We start from the raw sequence: 22,802 nt of genomic DNA on the forward strand, positions 1-22,802 counted from the left end.
AGCTTGGCTATATTAACCCTATGATCTTGTATTCAAATAAGTTGCCCCTATTTAGTTAATATAAGAGCCTGTTGCTTGGCTCACGATATATCTTATTTTTTAGTTAGCTTATTTAACTTATATACTAAGGCGATATCACATATCCTTAGGTAATAACAGACCTTTAGCAAAGATGTAGCCACTCCTTAAAGCCAACCATCAAAAGTATAAACATATTATGACCACTCAAACTTATAAATATAGCCAACATCCCGACACTCGCCCAGTGACTATTGCCTTAACAGCTGAACAGACAGCCGGTCATGGCGATCACTGGCGCATTTTAACTGACAAGGTAGAGGATGATGTGCCCAACTGGCTAAAAAGCTCTATTGATGATGCCACCATTGCTGCAGGTTTACATGCTTCGCTTACCAAAGACAGCTTATCAAACCTTTTGCTGTCGTGTAATCACATGTGCCATATCAATCAGGTACTGGCCATGAAACAGGGCAAACCGCAAAACTTTATTAACGCCTATCCTTGTGTTAATAGTCCTTACGGCCTCACCTGCAAAATTGAGCGCATCATCGCTAATGAGGATACTCAAGATGCCGTACTGCGCTTAGTTAGCGAAGATGGTAGCGTGATTTATGCCTTCGACCAAATGTATACTGTGAACCAGTCTTTATACCGCCAAGATCAGCAGTATTTCGTGAACTTTAGCGCTTGGGCTTACTCGATTAAGCCAAGCAGCAAAGATGAGATCATTTTGGTAGAAGATCCAGAAGCCATCCGCTACCACCGTGCCTATAATGATATTGTCGCTAACAATAATGGTGTGATTCCCCAAGATTTAGACCAACAAATAGAGCAGTGGCAACCTGATAGTGACGAAGCTTTGGCTCCGGTTGAGATTAATCTAGGCAATATGTGTGCCTACTTATTTGGTGAAACCTTAGGCCAAGAAGATGAGGCTTGGTGCCAAGGCCAAGTGTTAGGCAAGCAGCAAGAGACGTTATATGATCGTCCACTGACTGTTTTTGATGTGGCCATTTTGCGTGAGCCAGACGCCGATCCTTTTGTGGTACGTATGGCAACACCCACTACAGCTGAAGTCAGTGCTATTGAAGTCAATGATTACATTCAGGCCAATATTTGGCTTCAAGCGGCCATTTATTATGAAAATCAAAATAATGCTGTTTAATGTTTGATTAACTTAAATACTTTAAGATATTGAATAAAAATAGCTCAGTAGACACACTGGGCTTTTTTTATGAAAAGATAAACATAAGGTGAAAATTTTAGCCAAAAAAAGCCTCATAACACATTCTGATACAAAAAAGATTGCCCTTGTAATAATTGCAACAAAGACGCTGTTTACAATGTTAATAAATTCAGGTTAGTATTAATCAACTTCTCTACAATGAAAGAAAATAAGTCATCGTGTCTTATCCCTTTCATAATTGTGTGCCTATGAAAGTCTCTACGCCAAACAAAACCTTTACTACGGCGCCCGCAACCCTACCTTTTTCTGCTTATTCAGCTAAGGCGGAGCATAGTATTATGGGTAATAGTACTGTGAGCCATAACCTTGTGCTTCAAAGTAACACCTTGCAAGCGGTAGATAAGATGTCTGCTCAAGAAGATGTCACCTCACCTTTAAAAACATCAGCTCTAGAAACAGTGCCTTGCGTTACTATCAAACCCTCCAAACTGTATGCCAAGACGCCTGATACAGACTTACTGGCCACTCAAACTTTATACTCTAGTAACCAATCAGCTTCTAATGATTCAACACCTCAACAGCCCTCCTCTACGTTAGCTGCTTTTTCTAGTAAAGAGGTTCAGGTTGGATCAATCTCTAACCCTGATGCGCCTTTATCAGCTCCTACTCATGCCCATGGTATTTTTGCCACTCAGCCTAATCTTCATCAACACATTAAGCTAATCTTTGGTGCCAAAGTTGCTGACTCTATTAGCATCATGTCAGTAAGCTTTTTACTCTCAGGCATGCTACTTATGTTTTATTTAGTGCATTTAGCCTAGTTATTGCTTAATTGAGCCGTTTCAACAGCTGCACTGATTGTTGAGATTTTTATGACACAGTGGCTCATTAAAAATCCTGACAAAAAAAGAGCTTAGAAATTATCCTAAGCTCTTTTTTTTGCTGTTAATTTAAAAGCTATTAGCCTTGCTCGGTCATTGAATAGATTTTTTTGAACAGCTCTTTTTGTTCAGCCGAAGGCTTGGTAGTCTGTAGCGCCATGACCTGGCCCATATCACCATCAATACGGATTTTACCTGACATAAAGGCATTCATCGCTTCATTCATATCGCCTTTTAAAGCGATTGCTTTTAAGGTCTCTTCATCGATATTAATTGTGGTATTGGCATCTGACGCACCTTTTTTTAAGACACCGTCCACCAAAGAGGCATCTACATCGCCATTGGCGGTATTCGTGACCTTCAAATTAAGCTTCATGTTTGCTAAAGCTGGCGGAAGATTTAACTCTCCTGCTTCTTTGGTTAGACGATCAACTTCGTTAAACCATTCATCTGTTAAAAAAACTGCCATAAAATTCTTCCTTTTCAAATAAAAAATAGAGTTAACCTAAAAATAAAGTTAAAATATCACTTATGGGACCTTTTTATATAACTATTTATCTACTAAGTTATATAGCCAGGACAGTAACATTGATACCCGTTATTTAAGAGCAAACTTGTCATTGCTCGCTTTAATCACTATAGCAATTAATAGCTATAGAAGAAATAAGCTTAAGTAAGTAGCCATCGAAATTGTAGCAAAAAATAAAAAAGGTACGGTGTGTTTTTGAATGTACAGCTCACTTTATTGTTACAAATATATCGATAGCATCACCCAATCTTAAGCGAATCTTAGATAAATCTTTATATCAAGCCCTGGCTACTGCACAGATTCTTGAAGATTACCCATAAAAATTTTACGGGTTTTTTTGTATTTGACTGTTTCGTCAGATGATATTTTGTATCCTATGCGTTACAATAGCTTCATATTTAGATAACATCAGGTATAACAGCCAAACAAATGAGAGGGTTACTGTCACATTTACCCCTCATAAGTTGAGCCATTATTAACTTTAATTGCTGCAATAGTGTCTACACCAGGCGTGGTTTTGCTCCTGCCTCCTTATTCAGAATTAAGTTCTTTTTCAGGCTCTTTTTGGTTGAAACCTTTGATACTTAAGGCTGTAAAGGAAATATTCCAATGAGTATAAATAACACAGCAGTCTCTCCAGTCGATCGTGATTACGAAATCACTGTTGTCAGATATTTTACTATCATGACAATCGTCTGGGGGATTATAGGCATGAGTCTTGGGGTGTTTATCGCCTCACAGTTAGCTTGGCCTGCCCTTAACTTTGATATCCCCTGGCTAACTTTTAGCCGTTTAAGACCGCTGCACACTAACGCGGTTATTTTTGCGTTTGGTGGTTCTGCTTTATTTGCAACTTCCTACTACATCGTACAGCGTACTTGTAAAACCAGACTTTTCGCGCCTTATTTAGCGTGGTTTACCTTCTGGGGTTGGCAAGCCGTTATTGTGTCTGCGGTTATCACCCTACCTTTAGGTATCACCTCTACTAAAGAGTATGCGGAACTTGAGTGGCCAATTGACATCTTAATTGCTGTTGTTTGGATCTCTTACGCTATCGTTTTCTTCGGTACACTTATTAAACGTAAGACCTCACATATCTATGTGGCGAACTGGTTCTTTGCTGCTTTCATTATCACTATTGCTTTACTTCATATTGTAAACAGCATGGCCATTCCACTAGGCTTATTTAAGTCGTACTCATTATTTGGTGGTGCTACCGATGCTATGGTTCAGTGGTGGTATGGTCACAACGCAGTAGGCTTCTACTTAACGGCAGCCTTCTTGGGTATGATGTACTACTTCGTACCGGTACAGATTGGCCGTCCTATTTATTCATACCGTCTATCTATTGTACACTTCTGGGCGCTTATCGCCTCGTACATGTGGGCTGGTGGACACCATTTACACTATTCAGCACTTCCTGACTGGACTCAGTCTTTGGCGATGGTTTTCTCTGTTATCTTATTCGCACCGTCATGGGGTGGTATGATTAACGGTGTACTAACGCTTTCTGGTAGCTGGGACAAATTACGTACTGACCCTATCATTCGCTTCTTGATTGTTGCTTTATCGTTCTACGCGATGTCAACTTTCGAAGGCCCAATGATGTCTATCAAAACTGTGAATGCTTTATCGCATAACACTGACTGGACAGTAGGTCACGTACACTCAGGTGCGCTAGGTTGGGTAGGTTTAATTACCATGGGTTCTTTATATGTGTTAATCCCACGCATATTTAATAAGCCTAAAATGTACTCTATTAGTTTAATTAATACTCACTTCTGGCTTGCAACTGCTGGTACGATTTTCTACATCGTTTCTATGTGGATTTCAGGTATTGGTCAAGGCATGATGTGGCGTCAAACAAACCCAGATGGAACGCTTGCTTACAACTTTATTGAAACAGTAACGTTCTCACATTATCCGTACATCGGTCGTGCCTTCGGTGGTTTGTTATACGTCAGTGGTATGTTTGTGATGGCTTATAATGCTTATAAGACGATCAAAATGCCAAGTGCTCGTCCTGTGGATGAAGCCGATCCAACAAATCATAGCCCCATCGTCAATGATGACGAAGACACTCAGCCTGTTAACGTGTAAACCAGCAATCGCTTAAGGAGATATCATGGCGGGTACAGCTCATGAAATAATTGAAAAAAACACAGGCTTGCTGGTCATCTTTATTGTTATTGCAATTAGCTTTGCAACACTAGTAGAGATCGTTCCACTAATTTTTGATACCAAGTCTGGTGAAGAAGGTGGGGTAAACCAACCCCTCCCCACTATGCAACCTTGGACAGCGTTGGAGCTTGAGGGGCGTGACATTTATATCCGTGAAGGCTGTCATGTGTGTCACACACAAATGATTCGTCCTTTACGTGCAGAAGTGGAACGTTACGGACCTTACTCTCGCGCTGCTGAATCTGCTTGGGACCATCCATTCTTATGGGGCTCTAAGCGTACAGGTCCAGACTTAGCACGTGTGGGTCAACGTTACTCTGACGATTGGCAGAAAAAACACTTAATCGACCCACGTTCATTGGTGCCTGAGTCAGTTATGCCTGGCTTCCCATGGCTTGCTAAGCAAGAAGTGGATGGCAGCAAAGTACAAGATAAAATGCGCTTATTCCGTGACCGATTTGGTGTACCTTACACTGAAAAGGATATCGAGAATGCGCCTGACCAAGTTTTAGGTGCAACAGAGCTTGATGCTCTTGTGGCTTATCTACAGCAGCTTGGTACTGCAATGGAGGGTCAACGCTAATGAGTATCAGTGACCTACAAATTATTGCAACTGTGACAGCATTTATTGCCTTCATCAGTATTGCATGGTGGGCCTATTCACCTAATAACAAGAAGCGTTTTGAAGAAGATGCACAGCTTGCGTTGGATGATGAGCTGGTCAGCTCTTTAGCCGCTAACTCACGCAATAAGGATAAAAAATGAGCATATTTTGGAGTTCATGGATTACCATCTTAAGTTTTGGCTGCTGGCTATTCATTCTTGGTGTGCTCCTTTTCGTTCTGCGCAATAAGCCAGATCTTGCAGAAGACGGCACCACCGGTCACACTTATGATGATGTTATTCAAGAATACGACAAGCCGCTACCTAAGTGGTGGCTGGTAATTTTCTTCGGTAGTATTGTTTGGGCACTAGCCTATTGGCTACTATTCCCAGCGATTTTCCCAAGCCATTTCCACGGTTTATCAACCGTAGAAGTTGAGGGCAAAACTGTGCCTTGGAGCTCACGTAACGAGCTTTATAGTGATTTAGAAGCCAACAATAAAATCTTTACCGACAACTTTAACACTAACTTTTTGCCTAACCCGACTGCCCAAAAGCAATTAGCCAGCCTTGCGGCATTGCAAGTAAAAGCTCCGGTTAAGTCTGAGCGTCCTTCTGAGCTTAACGATCAGATTGATGCAGGTATTGTGGCTTTAGCACCTTATGTTACTGAGCTTTCAGGCAACCAAAAAGCGTTAATGGCAGGTGAGCGTTTGTTCTTACAGAACTGTGCAGTATGTCATGGTTCTACAGCGCAAGGTGCTCCTGGATATCCAAACTTAACAGATAATGATTGGTTACATGGTGGCAAACCTGAAAACATCCTATTAACCCTACATAATGGTTGGCATGTTAACCTTGACCCTGCTCAGCCTCTACCTATGCCAGCTCAGCGTGCTGATCTTGGTGAACAAGGGGTTCGTGCTGCTGCTGAATATGTGTTATCAATCTCGAAAAACCAAGAAAAAGGTGAGCTTGATCCGGTTAAAGTGGCTCAAGGTAAAGCAATTTTTGATGAAAAATGTTTTATCTGTCACGGTGCAGATGCTAAAGGTACCATCGCAGCTGGTGCTCCTAACCTAACCGACGGTATCTGGTTGTATGGCGGTGATCGCGAGACCATCCAAGAGACCATCCGCCACGGTCGTGGTGGTGTGATGCCTGAATGGGAAACTAAGCTAGGTAACGAGCGTATTATGCTATTGGCCGCTTATGTTTATTCACTGTCTCACAATAACGTGGTAGCCAACGCACCTGCAGCTGCTACTAGCAAATAGCTGTCAATTTTATTAATTGTTAAATTGGTGTCAGAGACGAACACATAAAGGGGGCTGTTAATACAGCCCCCTTTATTGGTTTATGCGCTTTAAAACTTAATACACTCTTTGACACTAAAAATAATAGGTTGCCCCTTCAACTTAAACATACATTTTGATTGTATTTTTAGAACAGAGTAACTATATAATAGTCACCTGAATAATAAAGGTCGGCCACACCAGCCCAATCAGTTATATCCATATGTATTAACAATCAACAAGTTAATTTGGCTTTTAAGCGAAACCTATGAATCAATGTTAAAATAGTATCTAAGGCTCTAGAGATATCCACTTTCTCGTTGCTTACCTTTTGCCAGCATAATGATTCTAAATATTAGAGGTACATTTATGTCAGCCCCCTCCCCCCAAAAAATCCCAGTCCATGATGTAGATGCCACAAAAAAACGCATCCACCCCAGATTTACTGATGGTTTTTATCAGCGCATACGTCTTATTAGCATGTATGCGTTATTAGCATTGTTTTTAATTTTACCGTGGCTAAAATACGATGGTCGCCAAGCCATCTGGTTCGACGTGCCAAGCCAGCATTACTATATTTTTGGCTTGACCTTATTTCCACAAGATTTCTTCTTTGTGGCGGCCTTCTTCATTATTGCCGCCTTTACCCTGTTTATGGTCACTGTGTATGCTGGCCGCGTTTGGTGTGGTTATGCTTGTCCTCAGACCATTTGGGTTCACCTTTTTCAGCATGTCGAAAAATGGGTTATTGGGGATAGAAACAAGCGTATCAAGTTCGATAAAGAGCCTAACTCTGGTAGTAAAATCTCTAAAAAACTGCTGATTTATCTGATTTGGTTCTTGATGTCAGTACTCACCGCCACGACCTTTGTCAGTTATGTGGCCGGTACTTCTGTCATGTACAGCAGTTGGCAGTCTTTAGGGGGCATTCCTTTTCCTGATTGGCCAGGTTGGGTTTGGGTATCGATGTTTATCTTTACCTTTGCCACTTATGCTAATGCCGCCTATATGCGCGAGTTTATGTGTATCCACATCTGCCCTTACGGCCGCTTCCAAAGTGTTATGTTCGATAAAGACACGCTTATCGTATCGTATGATTATAACCGTGGTGAACCGCGTGGAACCCGTAAAAAAGGCACGCATCCTGAGCACTTAGGTGACTGTATCGACTGTACGATGTGTGTACAAGTATGTCCTACAGGTATTGATATCCGCGATGGTCTGCAAGTCGAATGTATTCAATGTGCTGCTTGTGTCGATGCTTGTAATGAGGTCATGGATAAAGTGGGCTATCCTCGTGGGCTTATTCGCTACACCACTGAGCGTCAATTGGTTGAAAAAGAGCCCAGTCGCTATTTACGCCCAAGACTATTTGCCTATTTACTGTTATTATCTGTACTCGTTGGTGTTATGGCTTATGCACTTATTGGCCGTGTTCCACTACAAATTGATGTACGTGGTGACCGTAACCAGCTATCCTCAATGAATGCTGAAGGGCAAATTGTTAATAGCTATATCATTAAAGTGACTAACAAAACCCAGCAGTCTCACGAATACATGCTCTCTATCGATGCCCCTGAAGGCTTAAGCTTAGTGACCCGATTTGCAAGCTTACCTCTTGATGCCGGTGAAAGTTATGATATGCCAGTCAGTGTGGTGGCCGATCCTAAAGTACTCGACCAAAAAGAGATCCCTGTGGTATTTAATGTAGATAGTAAAGATGGTAACTATCATGCTTCGCGCACTAACGTCTTTACCTCTCAAGGTCAAAAGTAGACAGCCAATAACATTGTTAAATTAAAACAGCGCCGCTCAGCTCTCAGTAGCTGAGCTAGTCGCTAAAAATCGCCAGCTTTATAGGCTTTGTGCTTATGGGTTGGCACTTTATTTTTATGTATATGGATTAAGGTTGTGCTATGAAAAAATCCACGTCTCCTGTCAAGTTTGGGCATCAAGATACTCAGCCTTGGTATAAGAACTACATGGTCCTCGTTTTTGTGATTGGCTTGCCATTGTTTGTCGTAGTGGCCTGTTTGTGGTTTGTGTATTACTCAGTACAAATCAAAGACACAGTGGTTCGTGATGACTGGTATATGGATGGTAAAACCTTATATCAGGATGTCTCTCGCGATAAGCTGGCTCATGACTTAGACTTAAGTGGTGATATGATTTTTGATAAAGATGGTACGGTTACCTTCACCCTACACTACCCAAGTGATAGCCTAAAGTCAGGCAAACTGCATGATGGCACCCCACTTTATTATCCCAAAAAACTCAACCTATCCATCTCTCATGCTACCGACATTAGCAAAGACAGAGATGGTGTGCTAACCCACACTCAAGGCAACAAATATACCTCGCACATTGATCTTGATGGTCTAGAGTCGAAGTACTATGTCCAAGTCAGTAACGAGGGCAAATTAAACTGGCGCTTAAGAGAAGTCGGCAAATTACCCCAAGCTGAGATTAGCTTTCAGCCGCTGCACTCTTTTGATGAAAAATAACCAAGCCCTGTTTTTTCACAAAAATCTTAGCCAAAAAAAAGAGAGCCCAAGCTCTCTTTTTTCATATTCATGAATACCCGCTCAAAACCTTTCCTCTGTCACTACAGGCCACTTATTAATCGATAATAGGATTAATGGTCGGGATTTTTTTGGCGTCTGTTGCACTCTCAAAAGGCTTGATGTCAGGCTGAGTGGGTAGACCAATTTCAGCCAACTCATTGGCCACACCCACTTGAATATTATGGCCCTCAAAGTCTCTTTTTGAGTCATCTCTTTGTAGAGTTAGGCTCTCAAAGTCAAATAGCTCTCTATCTGCAAGCTGTGATGGCGCCACATTTTGCATCGCTTTAAAGATAGAGGCCAAACGCTGAGGATGCGCGTCATCCCATTGACGCAGCATGTCATTAATCATGGCTCGCTGCAGATTTTCCTGAGAACCACATAAGTTGCATGGAATAATGGGAAACTCTTTATAGCGCGCATACTTAATAATGTCTTTTTCTTCTACATAAGCCAAAGGACGGATCAATACATTTTGCTTGTCATCACTTAATAGCTTCGGTGGCATGGCCTTAAGTGACCCGCCATGGAATAAGTTTAAGAAAAAAGTAGCCAAAATATCATCACGATGATGACCTAAAGCAATTTTAGTTGCGCCAATTTGTTTGGCAAATCCGTATAAAGAGCCGCGGCGCAGACGTGAGCAAGCTGAGCAATAAGTCTTGCCCTCTGGCACCACACTTTTTACCACGCTATAGGTGTCTTTTTCTAAAATATAGTGCGGGATGCCCTGCTGCTGCAAATAATTTGGTAGCACCTCTTCGGGGTAACCCGGCTGTTTTTGGTCCAGGTTTACCGCGACAACATCGAAGTTAATCGGAGCAATACGCTTTAAAAACAGCAAGATATCAAGCAGTGTATAGCTGTCTTTACCACCTGACACACACACCATCACCACATCGCCATCTTCGATCATATTGAAGTCACGGATGGCATGAGAGACTTGTTTACGCAGCTTCTTTTGTAGCTTTTTAAAGCGTGCAGACTTTACGCCTTTATGGGCTATCTCTTGCTCATCGGATAACTCAAGATCCAAATCTAAATCTAAGTCTTCTTCGTCACTATCGAGGCTATCGACCATGTCATCTTGATTGTTATCTATAACATTACGGGTTATATCAGCAGGATTAAAGGTTTGTGGCTGTGAAAAATTAGTTTGCATAATCGATCGCTATTCGCTGTCTGTATTTAAGGTGGGATTATATCAAATTGGTGGTTTTTGCGCTTGTTTGATTGGATTTTAGTGCGGCATTGCATTTTAATATGGCATAGGTTCTGGTTAAATATCAAACATGTCTTTTTATGAGTAACTTATGCAAAGCACATCAAAAAGACTACTGTTTTTGGCTAACAAAGCGCTCCATACGACAAATTAAGTCAAATATCATTAAGATGCGGTAGAATAAACCCTCGCATACACAAGGAATTTACCATTCATGTCCGCTAAAAAGTTCGATAAGTTTAAAAAATGGCTGCCGGCTATTAGCTTGGCCGTTGTCATTCATCTGATACTCATTGCGGTGGTCATGAATAGCCAAAAACAAACTGTCATTACAGCAGATGACAGCTTAGTATCAACGCCTACAACCAATGTGGAGGCAGCTTTAGTTAATGACGATGAGCTATTAAATGATACTGAGGTATTAACCACTTTAAGTGACACAACAATCATTGAAAAGACCACACAGAGCACTGATAAGGCAGGCGATCAAGCACAGAATAAGCAAGCCGACCAAGATACGGACAGTGCTCAATCTGGCGCAAGTCAAGGCAATAGCGCCTCTAATATTGACAAGGCGTCAAGCAATACAAACACAGACTCTACCAGCCCTGCGCTTCAAGCTAAAGCCAACAAAACCTCTCAAATAGATAATGCCAATACCAATACCACTGCGACATATAGCAGCGCAAGCTCTGAGCCACCCTATCTAGAAAAAAATACCAGTAGCGCCAGCGATCAGCTGTTATTGTCTCGAGATTTGCCACAAGCAGAAGCCCATGGCTTGGCTGAGGAAAAAGGATTTAAGAGTACTGCTCAAGAAGTAGAGGCGCTCAATGACAAATTAGGCCGGATGGTCGATGAGGTAAAAGAACAAAAACTAAAAGAGATTGACGCGCAGCAACAGGCAAGCAAAGCTGCCTATCTTAGAGCCAAAAATATTCAGCTCAGTTCAACTGAGCAAAATCCAGCCGCGACTAAGGACGACCGGGGTGATGAGTAGTGCCTTGTATCTGTAGATTTTGGTTGATATCGTCTAAGCGCTCCGCTGTGCCCACATCTACCCAATTGGCCTGCATCACCTCAGCAGTCACTTGAAATCCGAGCGTGGCTTTTTTTAATAAAGGTGCTAATGCTGCCACCTGACCTTCAGCGATACCTTGTACCAAGGTCGGCGAAACCACACTGATACCCGCAAAGGTATACTTATCAGCACCTTCGACCGCGTGCTCGCCGGCCAGCCCATTATTAATAGCAAAGTCACCTTTAAGATTATGCACAGGGTTATCAATCATCAATAAGTGTGCGCGTTGATCGGCTGTCAACTGATACTCAGTCAGGCCAGATAAGTCATAATCGCTCCACACATCACCATTAATCAAGATAAAAGGCTCAGATCGTAACGCTCCCTCTCTTAGCGCTTTGGCGATACCGCCGGCTGTTTCTAAAGGCTCACCCTCTTCTACCGACCAGTGAATGGTGACCCCATATTGTTCACCATTGCCCAAAGCTGACATCAGCTTGTCTGACAACCAAGAGGTATTAATGGCAATATCAGTGATACCTGCCGCTTTTAGAGCCTTAATATGCCATACAATCAAAGGCTGACCACCCACCTCAACCAAGGGTTTAGGCGTGGTCAAGGTTAAAGGACGCAGCCGAGTGCCTTTACCTGCAGCCAAGATCATAGCTTGGGTAATATGAGGAGTTTGAGACATCTGCACAGTACTCATTGTGAACCTTATACTTGTGGGTAGTGTTAAAAGTGGCTTTTTTATTGCCGCAACTTGACTTATTTTTCACCAAACTTTTGCTTAAATTTAGGCGCAATCTGTTGCTGTAGCCACGTGGCAAACGGCGCAACCATTTCTTGAATTTGAGCATCAGCATGTTGAGACAGCCAGTCAAGCTCAACGACTAAATCTTGCCAAACTTTAGGAATATCAGACAAATAACGCGTTTTGCCATCACGCTGAGCCAAGCGAATAAAGATACCGAGCACTTTTAGATGGCGCTGTAAGCCCATCAAATTTACTTGTGCGGTAAAATGGGTAAGCTCAGCGGCACAGGGCAACCCCATCTGCTGGCACTGCTGCCAATAATATTCAATCCAGCCCGCTACCTGCTCTTCGCTCCAATCCACATAGGCATCACGTACCAAAGACACCAAGTCATAAGCATAGCTACCAATTAAAGCATCTTGAAAGTCAATCACCCCAAGATTCTTGCTGTGATACTGATCTTGCATCAGGTTGCGGCTGTGATAGTCTCTGTGCACCACGACATTAGGATGCTGTAGTAACTGCTCAATCAGCCCATCTGTAAACTGCTGCCATAAAGCGTGTGTAGGCTCATCTAACGTCACCTCTATATAAGGTAAGAACCAGTCACTAAATAAAGTCATTTCACGCGCTAAAGTTGCCGCATCATAATCAGCCACGTTAAAGTCTTGTTTGGCCTTGGCCACATCCAAAGTCTGTAGCTGCAATAAGCTGTCAATGGCCCAGCGATACAGCTCGTCGATACGGCCTGTGTCCTGCTTTACTTTGGCCTCGGCAATCAAATGGGCAAATTCTGTACTGCCAAAATCTTGTAGCACCAAAAAGCCTTGCTCAATGTCTTGAGCCAGTAAGGTGGGCACGTTGATTTTTGGCGCCATTAATTTATCGATACGTACAAAGCTTTCGATAGACTCTAATTGCGGCGGTGCATCCATGACGATATAACTTGGATCAAGCTGCGCATCATTTTGAAAATCTTGCTCTTTTTGCTGCAAATACACTCTATGATAACGGCGAAAGCTGGCATCCCCTGGTAAGCTTTCGATGCGCAAGGTGTGCTGCGGAAACGCCGCTGCAATAAACTGACTCAGCTGCTCGTAGCGCTTGGGGGTATGGTAAATCTCTGCCGCGTTAGCTTGAACGGGCTGGGGGGTGGTATTTGTCATAATTTAAGCGACTTTTATCTATATGGCTATAATAAAGGAACAGAAGGACGGCACAATACGCTGCCTTCTAACACGTCTTCACTGGTATTTTTTGGGGCCTTGTGACTAGAATAATCAGTCAATGAGCCTGTGCTGATAATCAATGGCAAAATTTAAAGCATATAGTGTAGCTGATTTGCCTTTTTTTGACTATGATAAGATATTGCAAATTTATATCATCACTATAGCAGCGCAAGCCTATATAATAGCCACAGGTTTTGGTACATTACACCATAAACATGGTTAATGCTAAATTGATGTAAGATAGATTCTGCTGGCCTATTTGCAGCTTAGTAAATACCGGTTAGGCTAAAATATATTTTTTAACTCAATATAATAAGGTAATCTCTTGCTGTACTCGCAACTCTATAGCAGTATTTTGCGTGCTTGCCGTGATTTTTCACGCCGTCCGCATACGACCACCCGCTTAGCCTTCAGCTTACCGCTGTTGATTAGCGTGCCCAGTGCTTACGGTGCTATCATTAGCCCGCAGGCCCAGCCCGACTCGTCTGTACAATCGGTTAAAGCGGTGCCTACTGCCAGCGTATCTCAAGCGTCAACTTTTGTAGAAGTGGCGACTTTAACTGATGCCTCAACCAAAACTTACAAACGCCTAGATACGAAAACAGATACGACAACAGGCACTGCAGCTAACAAGCAAACCTCTGCAGCAGTCCGCCCTACCACTGTCAATAAAGCTGTAACAGAAGCTAGCGTAGATTTGCCAGCAGCTCCGCTTACTGCCGCAGCGAACAGTGCCAGTACTGAAGCTTTGCAAGCCGTGGGGCTTGAGAGTGAGCCGCAGCCTGCCTTTTTTAATAAAGCGCCACTCACCAATAAAGACTTTGTTGCCAATCACACCAAGGCCAATCAAGCGAGGGTGACCCAAAGCGCTAACGCCAGTATCGCCAAGGTCAACTCCTCTGAAGATGACTACATTCAAGTAAAAAGCGCTGATGACGGCCTCCCTACTGCCACAAATAATTCTGCGCCTAAAACTAATCCTGTGCCCCAAGCTAACGCTGATCTACGGGCACCAACTGTCCCAAGCACCCCTGCTGGCGCTACCCCCAATAGTGCCAAGCAAAGCAGTGGCCAAGCTGCCATCAATAAAAATAAGCAAGCCTCCAGTATCGGTAAGCGGGTAGATGAATCAAAGAATCTGGCAGCAAGCTTCAAAGACGACAGCGTACAAAAAAGCTTAGAGCGTTTGGCGCAGTTTTATCAATTACAAGCAGAAGAGCTACGTGAGCGCGTCGAGCAAGGCCAAAGTGGCAGTGTTATTGAAGCACAGGCCATGGCACCCGTTGCTGCTCCGCAAATCTTCAACAGCCAATCTGACGGCGCTTCAGCGTATCGCTGTGAGGGCGTCTGGGTGACACCTAGTAGTGCTGGCGCCGATGCCAATTACCAACAGGCCATTCAAAGATCGCAGCAGCAAGATGGGCTGTCTTTAGCCAACGGCCTACCCTTATATGCTCAGTCCGATTATGCTTACTATGACAACACCACTTATGTGGAGCTGGCCGGTAACGTTGAGGTGATGCAAGATGGCAAGATGGTCAGCGCCGACCAAATCGCGCTTGACTTAAATACCGGTATCGCCGGTGCCAAAGGTGGGGTGTTATTAGCGGAATCAGGCCCAAGCAACCCCAAAAATCAGCCCACCAGTCTTGAAAAACTGGCCATCAATCAAGATGCAAATGCCACAGATGGTTCAGGCATGATAGTGGTGGCAGATGAGCTGGCTTATAACACCAATAACAGTGCCGCCACAGCCTATGATGTGGCTTTTGCCAGCGTCCCCATGCAAGCACACGGCTATGCCAAGCGACTCAATAAGCCGGATAATACGCATTACGAGCTTGAAAAGGTGATGTTCTCAACCTGCCCACCTGCCAACCGTAAGTGGCAGATTGAAGCACAAAACATTGATATCAACACCGAAACCGGCCGCGGTGAAGCTTATAACGCCACTTTCCGCTTAGGTAAAGTACCGGTGTTGTATCTGCCTTACTTTAACTTCCCAGTTGATGACAGACGCAGCAGCGGCTTATTAACCCCGAATGCCCGCATCGATAGTGACAGCGGCCTAAAGCTTAGTGTGCCCTATTACCTAAACTTAGCGCCAAATTATGATGCGACGGTTACCACCGACATTTACAGTAACCGTAACCCCATGTTAACCGGTGAATTTCGTTATCTTACCGAGGATTATGGTCAAGGTCAGCTGACCACCGCTTATATGCCCAAGGATAAAAAGTATGACGATGAAGACCGTACTGGCGTGTTTTATCAGCATCAATGGGCTTCAAAAACCATTCCTAGATTAAATGCTGATGCCGTCTACAGCTATGTATCTGACCCCGATTATCTCAATGACTTTGATGATTATGGTTTGGTAGAAAATCGTCTTAACCTGCCCAGACGTGGCCGTGTCAATTATTATGATGACTATATTAATGCGCAGCTCAAGGTAGAAACTTTTCAAAGCTTAGAAGCCACTGATGTCAACGGTAATATCATTCAAGACAAAGACAAGCCCTATTCTCGTCTGCCGCAATTGACAGTGGATTATCGCTTACCTACTTTGAATAATGCCTTAGATAAGTTTGTCATTACTGGCGTGCATGACTCCGCCTACTTCAAAAAATCGATTGATGACGGCTCAGAGAATGAAAAAAGTGGTGTGCGCGTTTATAACGAGATCAATGCCAGCTACCCGATCGAAAAAACTTGGGGTTATGTGACACCCAAGGTAAGCTTGCAGCACTTGTACGCCGCTTTTGATGAAGAAAGCCGCCTAGAGAACAATGTGTCTAAAGATGATAACGATCAATCTGCTTTTGTGCCTAAATTTAGTATAGATTCAGGTTTGAATTTTTATCAGGCAGGCTCCCCCTTTGGTTGGTTTGATAACACCATGGGCGGCTATCAGCTGCTAACCCCTCGGGTGAAATACAGCTACTCACCTTTTGAAGACCAAAGCGCTATTCCTAACTTTGATACTCGTTTTGCCTCAATTGATTATGATCAATTATTTGCAGACAGTTGGTTTTTAGGTCATGACCGTATCTCAGACAACAATAACGTCGCTGTGGGCCTAAATTATCGCTATATCGACTCGATGGGGGTTACCCGCTTCGACGGTGGTATTGGTGATCAGTTCTTTTTGAGTAAGCCAAAAGTCTTGCTAGACTCAGAGGACGCTGGCTATGACTCACACTCAACTGGGGTGGCATGGCGCTCAAGTGTACAGCCTTATCGCAACCTATGGTTTGACTTCAACGGCGCACTGGACTCAAATAACAACCTAAACTATATCGCCAGTCAGGTGCGTTATAACCCCACACCCAATAGTTTGGTGAATTTTGGGGTGATAGAGCGCAAAGAAGATCGCCTCACCAACCAATCTGAGCTTTCTGCCTTAACGGCCGCTGCTATTGTGCCTATTAATGACAGCTGGCGCGTACTCGGCCAAGGTCAATACGACAGCCGTAACAACAAGTTTATCGATGCCACTTTAGGCTTAGATTATGAGGACTGCTGCTATGGATTTTCAATTTATGGCCGCAGTTACTATAATGATTTAAACTTAGATGACAAGCCGACACGCGCTATCATGGCTGAGTTTAGAATCAATGGCTTTGGCGATAGAAGCAGTCGATTAAGTAAGCACCTCAACGATAAAATACTTGGTTATGAGCCGGTAGACACACTTTGGAAAAAGTAATCTAATCGGTGACAAAAGCGAAACTTTTGTGCTTAAAATTAATGATATCCTAGTGCAACCCTTATTGATAGTTAATCCATTTTTTACAGTAAAATACCCATACTCAGGCTAAAAACAGGCTCCTTATGACAGTACTCACTACTTCGCGACTTGCAATTAAAAATGCTCGCAATATCACAGCAACTCCGGCGCATTCAGTGGCTCTAAAAAAGCTTACCCATACATTAATGGTTTCGACCGTACTAGGTACGCTTGGCACCTTAAGCTTATCTGCGCAGGCGGCCGATGCTAAAACCGATACAACTGAGTCAAATACGGCTGCCATTGCTACCAGTACTGCCTCAGCCAACACCCCTGTCTCAGTCCGTGAAAGCACCAATGGCATGATTGCCCTGGTTAACGACACCCCTATTTTAAAAAGCCAGCTGGTTTCAGCGATGGCCACAGCGCAAGCCCGTATTCAAGCCAGTGGACAGCCTGCTCCCAGTGCACAGCGTCTACAAAATGATGTATTAAACAGTTTGATTTTACGCCAGTTGCAGCTAGATATGGTCAAAAGAGCAGGTATCCGTCCTGATGCCGATGTGGTTAACCAAAGCTTGGCCCGTTTTGCACAGTCTCAAGGCCTAACCTCCTTATCACAATTACAGCAAACACTAGATTCCAAACAGCCTGGCAGCTATGCAAGCTTGCGCGCTCAAGTCATTGAAGAGGAATCTTTAAAAGCCCTACAACAAAGCCAAGTTGCCAACCGTGTGCGTATCACTGAGCAAGACATTGATGCCTTTTTGGCCTCACCAGAAGCTCAGCGGTTACAAAGCGCAGAGTACCGTACCATCCACATTCGAATTCCCTTTAGCGATGATTACAACCGCATTACCGAAAGCGAAAAACAAACGGCACTGCAAATCGCTCAACAAGCCAAAAATTTATTAATGAATACAGATGATGCTCAGTCTGTCTTAGATGAGCTATCAGCAGGGATTGCCAAAAACTACGTAGCGCCAGTACAAGGCGGGGATATGGGCTATCATGAAGCCTCTGGCCTACCCACAGATATCGCCAAACAAATCACGCCATTAAATGTCGGTCAAGTGACTGAGCCACAGATCACCCCAGAAGGTATTGATGTGGTGAAGCTGGTCGACAAGCGCAATAATGACAACATGATTATTCCGCAGTGGAAAGTACGTCATATCTTAATCAAAACTGATGAACAAAACAGTGACGCGCTGGCAGAACAAAAAATCAATGACTTATACGAGCAGCTGCGCCATGATGCCGACTTCTCAGCGCTGGCCTCAACTTACTCAAATGACCCTGGCTCAGCCGGTCGTGGTGGGGACTTAGACTGGGTAGCTGAAGGTCAAATGGTGCCTGAATTTGAAGAGATGATGAAGCGCACTCCCAAAGGCGATTACTCCATTCCTTTCAAGTCGCAGTTCGGCTGGCATATTCTAAAAGTTGAAGATACGCGTGAAAAAGATGTGAGCGATACGGTCAAACGCAATCTTGCCCGTGAAGCTTTATATCAACGTTTAGCACCTCAGGCTCAAGAAGACTGGTTACAAGAGCTGCGTGCCAATGCCTACATTCAGATCTTTGACTAATGGGCATTGATATGAGCTAATTTGGATGTAATTACCATGACATCCAAAGTAATCGGCCAGTAAATAGCACAATAAAAAAACACCCCACTGACTCTTGGGGTGTTTTTTTTGGGCTTATTATCCGTAAATAACATTAGGTGCTGATGACATATAAAATGCCTAGCTACAGCTACTATAGCCCCAGTACTGCTCTTGGATCAATTGGTGTGCCATTTTCTCTAACTTGGAACTGCAAACCGACCTGATTGGTCTGGCCAGAATTCCCCATGGTAGCAATACGCTGGCCGGCTTGTACTTGATCACCCTCTTTTACCAGTAACTCATTATTATGAGCATACACTGTGATATAACGATCATCATGTCGAATCATAATAAGATTACCATACTCAGGCAAGCCATTACCTGCATAGAGTACTTGACCACCCTTACTAGCTAACACAGGGTCTCCTATACGGCCACTAAACCACATCCCCATATCGCCTGCTGTAGCATTGAAGTTTTTAACCACTGGGTTGCTAGTTGGGTAGCCATAGCCTTTGGTTGAGGTAGCGGTTGCATTGTAGCTTGGGGTAGTTGGTGTAGTCACGGGTGCAGGCGTGTTATAGACTGGGGTATTGTTTCGAGTATTGGTCACCACAGGTGCTGCAGCACCACCTTCCCACAATTTTAACCACTGGCCAGCATAGATGGTGTATTTACTGTCTAAACGGTTTAAAGCCCCAATTTGACGATAATTTAGACCATAGCGCGCAGCAATATGACTGACCGTATCCCCTGATTTCACTTGATAGTAGTTGGGTACACCGCGCGCATTAACTTGAACGCTGGGGCCTGAAGCTTGATAGGTAGGCTTAGTAGCGCAGCCTGCTAACATCAATACGCTGCCCAACACTGCCACGGTTAGCCCTTTAAACTTAACTGAGCTTACTGCCGGTTTAACACTGAGTGATTGCGTGGTTTTTTGTGTGTCTATAAAAGTGGTATTAGACATGCCTGCCTCCCTATAAAATATTTACAATAGCAGCAGCAAGCGACAGCCATAAATTAGCCGACGCTTATCGCTGCGGACAACTAGAACAAGGTGTACAATACAAGCAAGTGCCTGCTCATTGTGACAAACACTAAGCCCACAGATGATGATTTAGATAGAGCATTACCCTATCATAATAACTGATTATATACCTAACTAATGAGTATCCTAATCACTTGATTGCTTATGTCAATATACCGGCAAAGGATATAACGATTCTTTACATAGCGTAAAGGCTAGGTTAGGGTTAGCGCTGTTAAATCTGCTACAATAAATTAAGGCCTTATAGTAGGTCAGCTAAAAGGTGGGGAACATAAACCGACTCATAAAATCGCCTTGATTAGCCTTGGGTAACTAGAAACTCCCATAATATAGTTAGCGAATTCATCAGCCACAGCTGAGTTATTACAGCCACTGTCGGTGCAGCAATACAAATTACGCTTTAAAAAAATACGGTCACACTTGTTAAACATCACCCCCCTTAAACCGTGTGATAATAGCTATAGATGATAGACTTATGGCTGACGCCCCGTTGGTCATTAAAGCGATAACGTGATCAAAACTAAAACTATAAAATAGACCTATCAAAATAAACGTTAAGTGGCGCGCTAAATTTGACCCAATTGTTTTCAATGTTTACTTTATTCTACAATCAATTTTTGACACTTAAGTTGATACATATGCCTTATCACTTAATAAGATGATGATGAAGATTATGAAAAACCTAATGACCCAATGTTTGAGTGCTACCACTCTATCTAAGACATTAACCCATAGTGCACGCAAACTGATTTTCACCACGTTAATAGGCAGTGCTACTTTTTTTGCCTCAGCCCTTGTTCAAGCGGCTCAAACCACTATCCCTGTAGATTTAACCGGTGCTAATGCCACTAAGCATGAAATTGCCGTCTTACAAGTATTATCTGAGGTGTGCCCGCCTATGTTAAATCGCCAGCAGCAAACTAACTTTCGTAGAACCTATAACAATCAATTAAAACAAATGCTGCCGTCTATTAAAAATCCAAAAGCAGCAATTCAATATTTATCTACGCAGCAAGATTACAAAGCCATTTTATCAAGTATGCGCGACTGGACATTGAGTTATTCACGTGATGAGAACTTAGCACTTTGTAAAGACTTGGCCAATACTCGCTTTTAGCCAATCACCTAAAATACATAGCCACATAACACTACATAGCACATAAAAAAAGGGTCGATAAATTATCGGCCCTTTTTTATTTTTATATCCGCTTTATAAGATAATGAATCCAAAATTAGAGCACAGAGGCTCTAAAGATAATAAATCATAAAAACAACCTTGCTGCTATCCTAAGGGTTTTAATTTAAAGGTTATTTGCTAATTTATTTGTTTAACCCATTTGTGCAATTTGTTAATATACACTCTCGTTTGACCCCAAGCTTTAGTAATGGGCGCTGTTTTTGCAACGGCACTTAATTAATAAAGCATCTGTGGCCAAACCTAACGCTTTGATTCTTCTGTTATGTGGTATTTTTAACATAGTAAACCTTTACCTCCAATTTAGATTCATTCAGATGTAGTCAAAAGCCTCTGATACCACTATGCTAGCTCGCCTACTGTGCCTCTGCTTTAAAAAATAAGCCACACATCTTGCCTGCGTCTGCTATTGGTTCATTGACAGGCCTACTCTACCGCTGAATAACCTATGACCAAATATGGTGTCTTAGATATGACTGCTCCTGTAACCCAGCTGTTACCTATATTAGATAAAGCTCAATCAGTAACCCGTTTATCAACGGCTAAATCTCTATTTTTAGGCTCTAGTATGCTGCTGCTATCTAGTGCCTCATTAGCAGCGACGGCTCCGGTACCCCCACCTGAAATGGACAACACCGCCTATATCTTGATGGACTATGATACGGGAGTCATTTTGGCAGAAAAAAATGCCGACCAGCCACTTCCTCCAGCGTCACTTACCAAAATGATGACCAGTCACATCATTGAAAAGAAGCTGATGTCGGGTGAAATGAAAGAGACTGACCCCGTATTAATGACAGAAAGCGCCTGGTGTCGCGGTACCAGCGATCAGTCTTGTATGTATGTGCCGGTCAATAAAAGCGCCCCGGCTATTGATATGCTACGCGGTATTATTATCCAGTCAGGTAACGATGCCTCAAAGGCTATGGCTGAGCACATTGCTGGTAGCGAAAGTGCGTTCGCTCAAATCATGAACGCAGAAGCCAAAGCCTTAGGCATGACCAACACCCATTTTGTCAACGCCACCGGTATGCCAGATGAAGGTCACAGAGCTTCTGCACGCGACTTGGCCATATTATCACGCGCTATTATCAAGCAAGGTGGTGATTACTATAAGCTTTACTCTGAAAAAGAGTTCACTTATAACAACATCACTCAAGGTAACCGTAACGCCCTATTGCGTACCGACCCCACTGTTGATGGCCTAAAAACGGGGCATACCGATGCTGCTGGCTACTGTTTAGCCGCGTCAAGTAAGCGTAATGACATGCGTCTAATTTCTGTCATTATGGGCAGCAAAAGCATGCAGGCACGTGCCGATCAGTCACGTGAATTATTAAACTGGGGCTTTGGTCACTTCGACACTAAAGTCGTTGCACCTGCCAATCAGTTTGTAGACTCAGTGCCTGTTTATTTTGGCAAGCAAGACTCAGTAAAAGCAGCCACTGGTGAAGCATTAAAAGTATTAATCGCTAAGACCCAGACGGATAAAATCAGCACTGTGGTAAACATCTCAGATAAAGTAGAAGCCCCCATCAAAAAAGGCCAAGAGATCGGCCGCATGATGGCAGTAGTAGATGGAAAGTCTGTGGCCTCTGTGCCTATCGTTGCCACTGAAGATGTGGAACAAGCTGGTATCTTTAAGCGTGCTTGGCAGCATGTGGTAAAATGGTTTAGCAACTTATTCTAACGCGAGATAGAGCGTAACGCACAAAAAAGGGGCGGTC

18 protein-coding genes are annotated in these 22,802 nt (G+C 43.3%); 13 read left to right on the plus strand and 5 right to left on the minus strand.

Going from position 1 to position 22,802, the window contains the following annotated elements; all coding sequences use genetic code 11:
- Positions 1–217: 217 nt before the first annotated feature.
- Complete coding sequence (locus DLE54_RS08105; protein ID WP_011960958.1) at positions 218–1,186, plus strand: hypothetical protein; 969 nt, start codon at positions 218–220, stop codon at positions 1,184–1,186.
- Positions 1,187–1,455: 269 nt separating this feature from the next.
- Positions 1,456–2,028: a hypothetical protein gene (locus DLE54_RS08110; protein WP_110816817.1), complete on the plus strand. Its 573-nt coding sequence runs from the start codon at positions 1,456–1,458 to the stop codon at positions 2,026–2,028.
- Positions 2,029–2,167: 139 nt separating this feature from the next.
- On the opposite strand, the gene DLE54_RS08115 is transcribed toward DLE54_RS08110, so the two are convergent.
- Entirely contained in the window at positions 2,168–2,557 is a 390-nt protein-coding gene (locus DLE54_RS08115; RefSeq protein ID WP_011960960.1) for an SCP2 sterol-binding domain-containing protein, read from the minus strand.
- Between the two features lie 669 nt (positions 2,558–3,226).
- On the opposite strand from DLE54_RS08115, the gene ccoN reads away from it, so the two are divergent.
- The 6 genes from ccoN (at position 3,227) to DLE54_RS08145 (ending at position 9,200) form a co-directional block, all read left to right on the plus strand.
- Complete coding sequence (gene ccoN, locus DLE54_RS08120) at positions 3,227–4,717, plus strand: cytochrome-c oxidase, cbb3-type subunit I (RefSeq protein WP_110816818.1); 1,491 nt, start codon at positions 3,227–3,229, stop codon at positions 4,715–4,717.
- Between the two features lie 25 nt (positions 4,718–4,742).
- Entirely contained in the window at positions 4,743–5,381 is a 639-nt protein-coding gene (gene ccoO / locus DLE54_RS08125) for a cytochrome-c oxidase, cbb3-type subunit II (protein WP_011960962.1), read from the plus strand.
- Positions 5,381–5,563 carry a cbb3-type cytochrome oxidase subunit 3 gene (locus DLE54_RS08130; protein WP_110816819.1) on the plus strand — a complete coding sequence of 61 codons (183 nt, stop codon included), beginning with the start codon at positions 5,381–5,383 and terminating at the stop codon, positions 5,561–5,563. Before ccoO ends, DLE54_RS08130 begins: the two co-directional genes overlap by 1 nt.
- Positions 5,560–6,678 (plus strand): cytochrome-c oxidase, cbb3-type subunit III, encoded by a 1,119-nt coding sequence (gene ccoP, locus DLE54_RS08135; protein ID WP_110816820.1) that lies wholly within the window; start codon positions 5,560–5,562, stop codon positions 6,676–6,678. The genes DLE54_RS08130 and ccoP overlap by 4 nt, the downstream gene beginning before the upstream one ends.
- Before the next feature lie 387 nt (positions 6,679–7,065).
- Entirely contained in the window at positions 7,066–8,472 is a 1,407-nt protein-coding gene (gene ccoG, locus DLE54_RS08140; protein ID WP_011960965.1) for a cytochrome c oxidase accessory protein CcoG, read from the plus strand.
- 140 nt (positions 8,473–8,612) lie between these two features.
- Entirely contained in the window at positions 8,613–9,200 is a 588-nt protein-coding gene (locus DLE54_RS08145) for a FixH family protein (RefSeq protein ID WP_011960966.1), read from the plus strand.
- 115 nt (positions 9,201–9,315) lie between these two features.
- On the opposite strand, the gene ttcA is transcribed toward DLE54_RS08145, so the two are convergent.
- Complete coding sequence (gene ttcA, locus DLE54_RS08150; protein WP_413775375.1) at positions 9,316–10,341, minus strand: tRNA 2-thiocytidine(32) synthetase TtcA; 1,026 nt, start codon at positions 10,339–10,341, stop codon at positions 9,316–9,318.
- A 355-nt stretch (positions 10,342–10,696) separates the two neighbouring features.
- Here ttcA and DLE54_RS08155 point away from each other — a divergent pair, with 355 nt between their 5' ends.
- Positions 10,697–11,482, plus strand: a complete 786-nt coding sequence (locus DLE54_RS08155; protein WP_110816822.1) for a hypothetical protein — start codon at positions 10,697–10,699, stop codon at positions 11,480–11,482.
- On the opposite strand, the gene murU is transcribed toward DLE54_RS08155, so the two are convergent.
- Both murU and DLE54_RS08165 read right to left on the minus strand, forming a co-directional pair.
- On the minus strand, positions 11,457–12,197 hold the full coding sequence (murU, locus tag DLE54_RS08160; RefSeq protein WP_227535059.1) for an N-acetylmuramate alpha-1-phosphate uridylyltransferase MurU: 741 nt from the start codon (positions 12,195–12,197) through the stop codon (positions 11,457–11,459). The two genes, DLE54_RS08155 and murU, sit on opposite strands and share 26 nt — an antisense overlap.
- A gap of 74 nt (positions 12,198–12,271) precedes the next feature.
- Positions 12,272–13,426 (minus strand): aminoglycoside phosphotransferase family protein, encoded by a 1,155-nt coding sequence (locus tag DLE54_RS08165; RefSeq protein WP_110816824.1) that lies wholly within the window; start codon positions 13,424–13,426, stop codon positions 12,272–12,274.
- Positions 13,427–13,814: 388 nt separating this feature from the next.
- Here DLE54_RS08165 and lptD point away from each other — a divergent pair, with 388 nt between their 5' ends.
- Complete coding sequence (gene lptD / locus DLE54_RS08170; RefSeq protein WP_110816825.1) at positions 13,815–17,198, plus strand: LPS assembly protein LptD; 3,384 nt, start codon at positions 13,815–13,817, stop codon at positions 17,196–17,198.
- A gap of 125 nt (positions 17,199–17,323) precedes the next feature.
- Positions 17,324–18,808 (plus strand): peptidylprolyl isomerase, encoded by a 1,485-nt coding sequence (locus tag DLE54_RS08175; protein WP_227535061.1) that lies wholly within the window; start codon positions 17,324–17,326, stop codon positions 18,806–18,808.
- Between the two features lie 172 nt (positions 18,809–18,980).
- Here DLE54_RS08175 and DLE54_RS08180 read toward each other — a convergent pair whose 3' ends face one another.
- Positions 18,981–19,799 carry a M23 family metallopeptidase gene (locus tag DLE54_RS08180; RefSeq protein ID WP_110816826.1) on the minus strand — a complete coding sequence of 273 codons (819 nt, stop codon included), beginning with the start codon at positions 19,797–19,799 and terminating at the stop codon, positions 18,981–18,983.
- A gap of 754 nt (positions 19,800–20,553) precedes the next feature.
- On the opposite strand from DLE54_RS08180, the gene DLE54_RS08185 reads away from it, so the two are divergent.
- Both DLE54_RS08185 and DLE54_RS08190 read left to right on the plus strand, forming a co-directional pair.
- The gene (locus DLE54_RS08185) at positions 20,554–20,997 is read left to right on the plus strand and encodes an MCR_0457 family protein (RefSeq protein ID WP_041773755.1); all 444 of its coding nucleotides are present in this window, start codon (positions 20,554–20,556) and stop codon (positions 20,995–20,997) included.
- 646 nt (positions 20,998–21,643) lie between these two features.
- Positions 21,644–22,765: a D-alanyl-D-alanine carboxypeptidase family protein gene (locus DLE54_RS08190; protein ID WP_041773756.1), complete on the plus strand. Its 1,122-nt coding sequence runs from the start codon at positions 21,644–21,646 to the stop codon at positions 22,763–22,765.
- Positions 22,766–22,802 lie beyond the last annotated feature (37 nt).

This window comes from Psychrobacter sp. YP14, from assembly GCF_003209315.1.
GTDB classification, from domain to species: domain Bacteria; phylum Pseudomonadota; class Gammaproteobacteria; order Pseudomonadales; family Moraxellaceae; genus Psychrobacter; species Psychrobacter raelei.

Coding starts and splice junctions, on each gene's coding strand:
- DLE54_RS08105 (WP_011960958.1), top strand. CDS start 218: ATGACCACTCAAACTTATAAATATAGCCAACATCCCGACACTCGCCCA.
- DLE54_RS08110 (WP_110816817.1), top strand. CDS start 1,456: ATGAAAGTCTCTACGCCAAACAAAACCTTTACTACGGCGCCCGCAACC.
- DLE54_RS08115 (WP_011960960.1), bottom strand. CDS start 2,557: ATGGCAGTTTTTTTAACAGATGAATGGTTTAACGAAGTTGATCGTCTA.
- ccoN (WP_110816818.1), top strand. CDS start 3,227: ATGAGTATAAATAACACAGCAGTCTCTCCAGTCGATCGTGATTACGAA.
- ccoO (WP_011960962.1), top strand. CDS start 4,743: ATGGCGGGTACAGCTCATGAAATAATTGAAAAAAACACAGGCTTGCTG.
- DLE54_RS08130 (WP_110816819.1), top strand. CDS start 5,381: ATGAGTATCAGTGACCTACAAATTATTGCAACTGTGACAGCATTTATT.
- ccoP (WP_110816820.1), top strand. CDS start 5,560: ATGAGCATATTTTGGAGTTCATGGATTACCATCTTAAGTTTTGGCTGC.
- ccoG (WP_011960965.1), top strand. CDS start 7,066: ATGTCAGCCCCCTCCCCCCAAAAAATCCCAGTCCATGATGTAGATGCC.
- DLE54_RS08145 (WP_011960966.1), top strand. CDS start 8,613: ATGAAAAAATCCACGTCTCCTGTCAAGTTTGGGCATCAAGATACTCAG.
- ttcA (WP_413775375.1), bottom strand. CDS start 10,341: ATGGTCGATAGCCTCGATAGTGACGAAGAAGACTTAGATTTAGATTTG.
- DLE54_RS08155 (WP_110816822.1), top strand. CDS start 10,697: ATGTCCGCTAAAAAGTTCGATAAGTTTAAAAAATGGCTGCCGGCTATT.
- murU (WP_227535059.1), bottom strand. CDS start 12,197: ATGTCTCAAACTCCTCATATTACCCAAGCTATGATCTTGGCTGCAGGT.
- DLE54_RS08165 (WP_110816824.1), bottom strand. CDS start 13,426: ATGACAAATACCACCCCCCAGCCCGTTCAAGCTAACGCGGCAGAGATT.
- DLE54_RS08175 (WP_227535061.1), top strand. CDS start 17,324: ATGACAGTACTCACTACTTCGCGACTTGCAATTAAAAATGCTCGCAAT.
- DLE54_RS08180 (WP_110816826.1), bottom strand. CDS start 19,799: ATGTCTAATACCACTTTTATAGACACACAAAAAACCACGCAATCACTC.
- DLE54_RS08185 (WP_041773755.1), top strand. CDS start 20,554: ATGAAAAACCTAATGACCCAATGTTTGAGTGCTACCACTCTATCTAAG.
- DLE54_RS08190 (WP_041773756.1), top strand. CDS start 21,644: ATGCTGCTGCTATCTAGTGCCTCATTAGCAGCGACGGCTCCGGTACCC.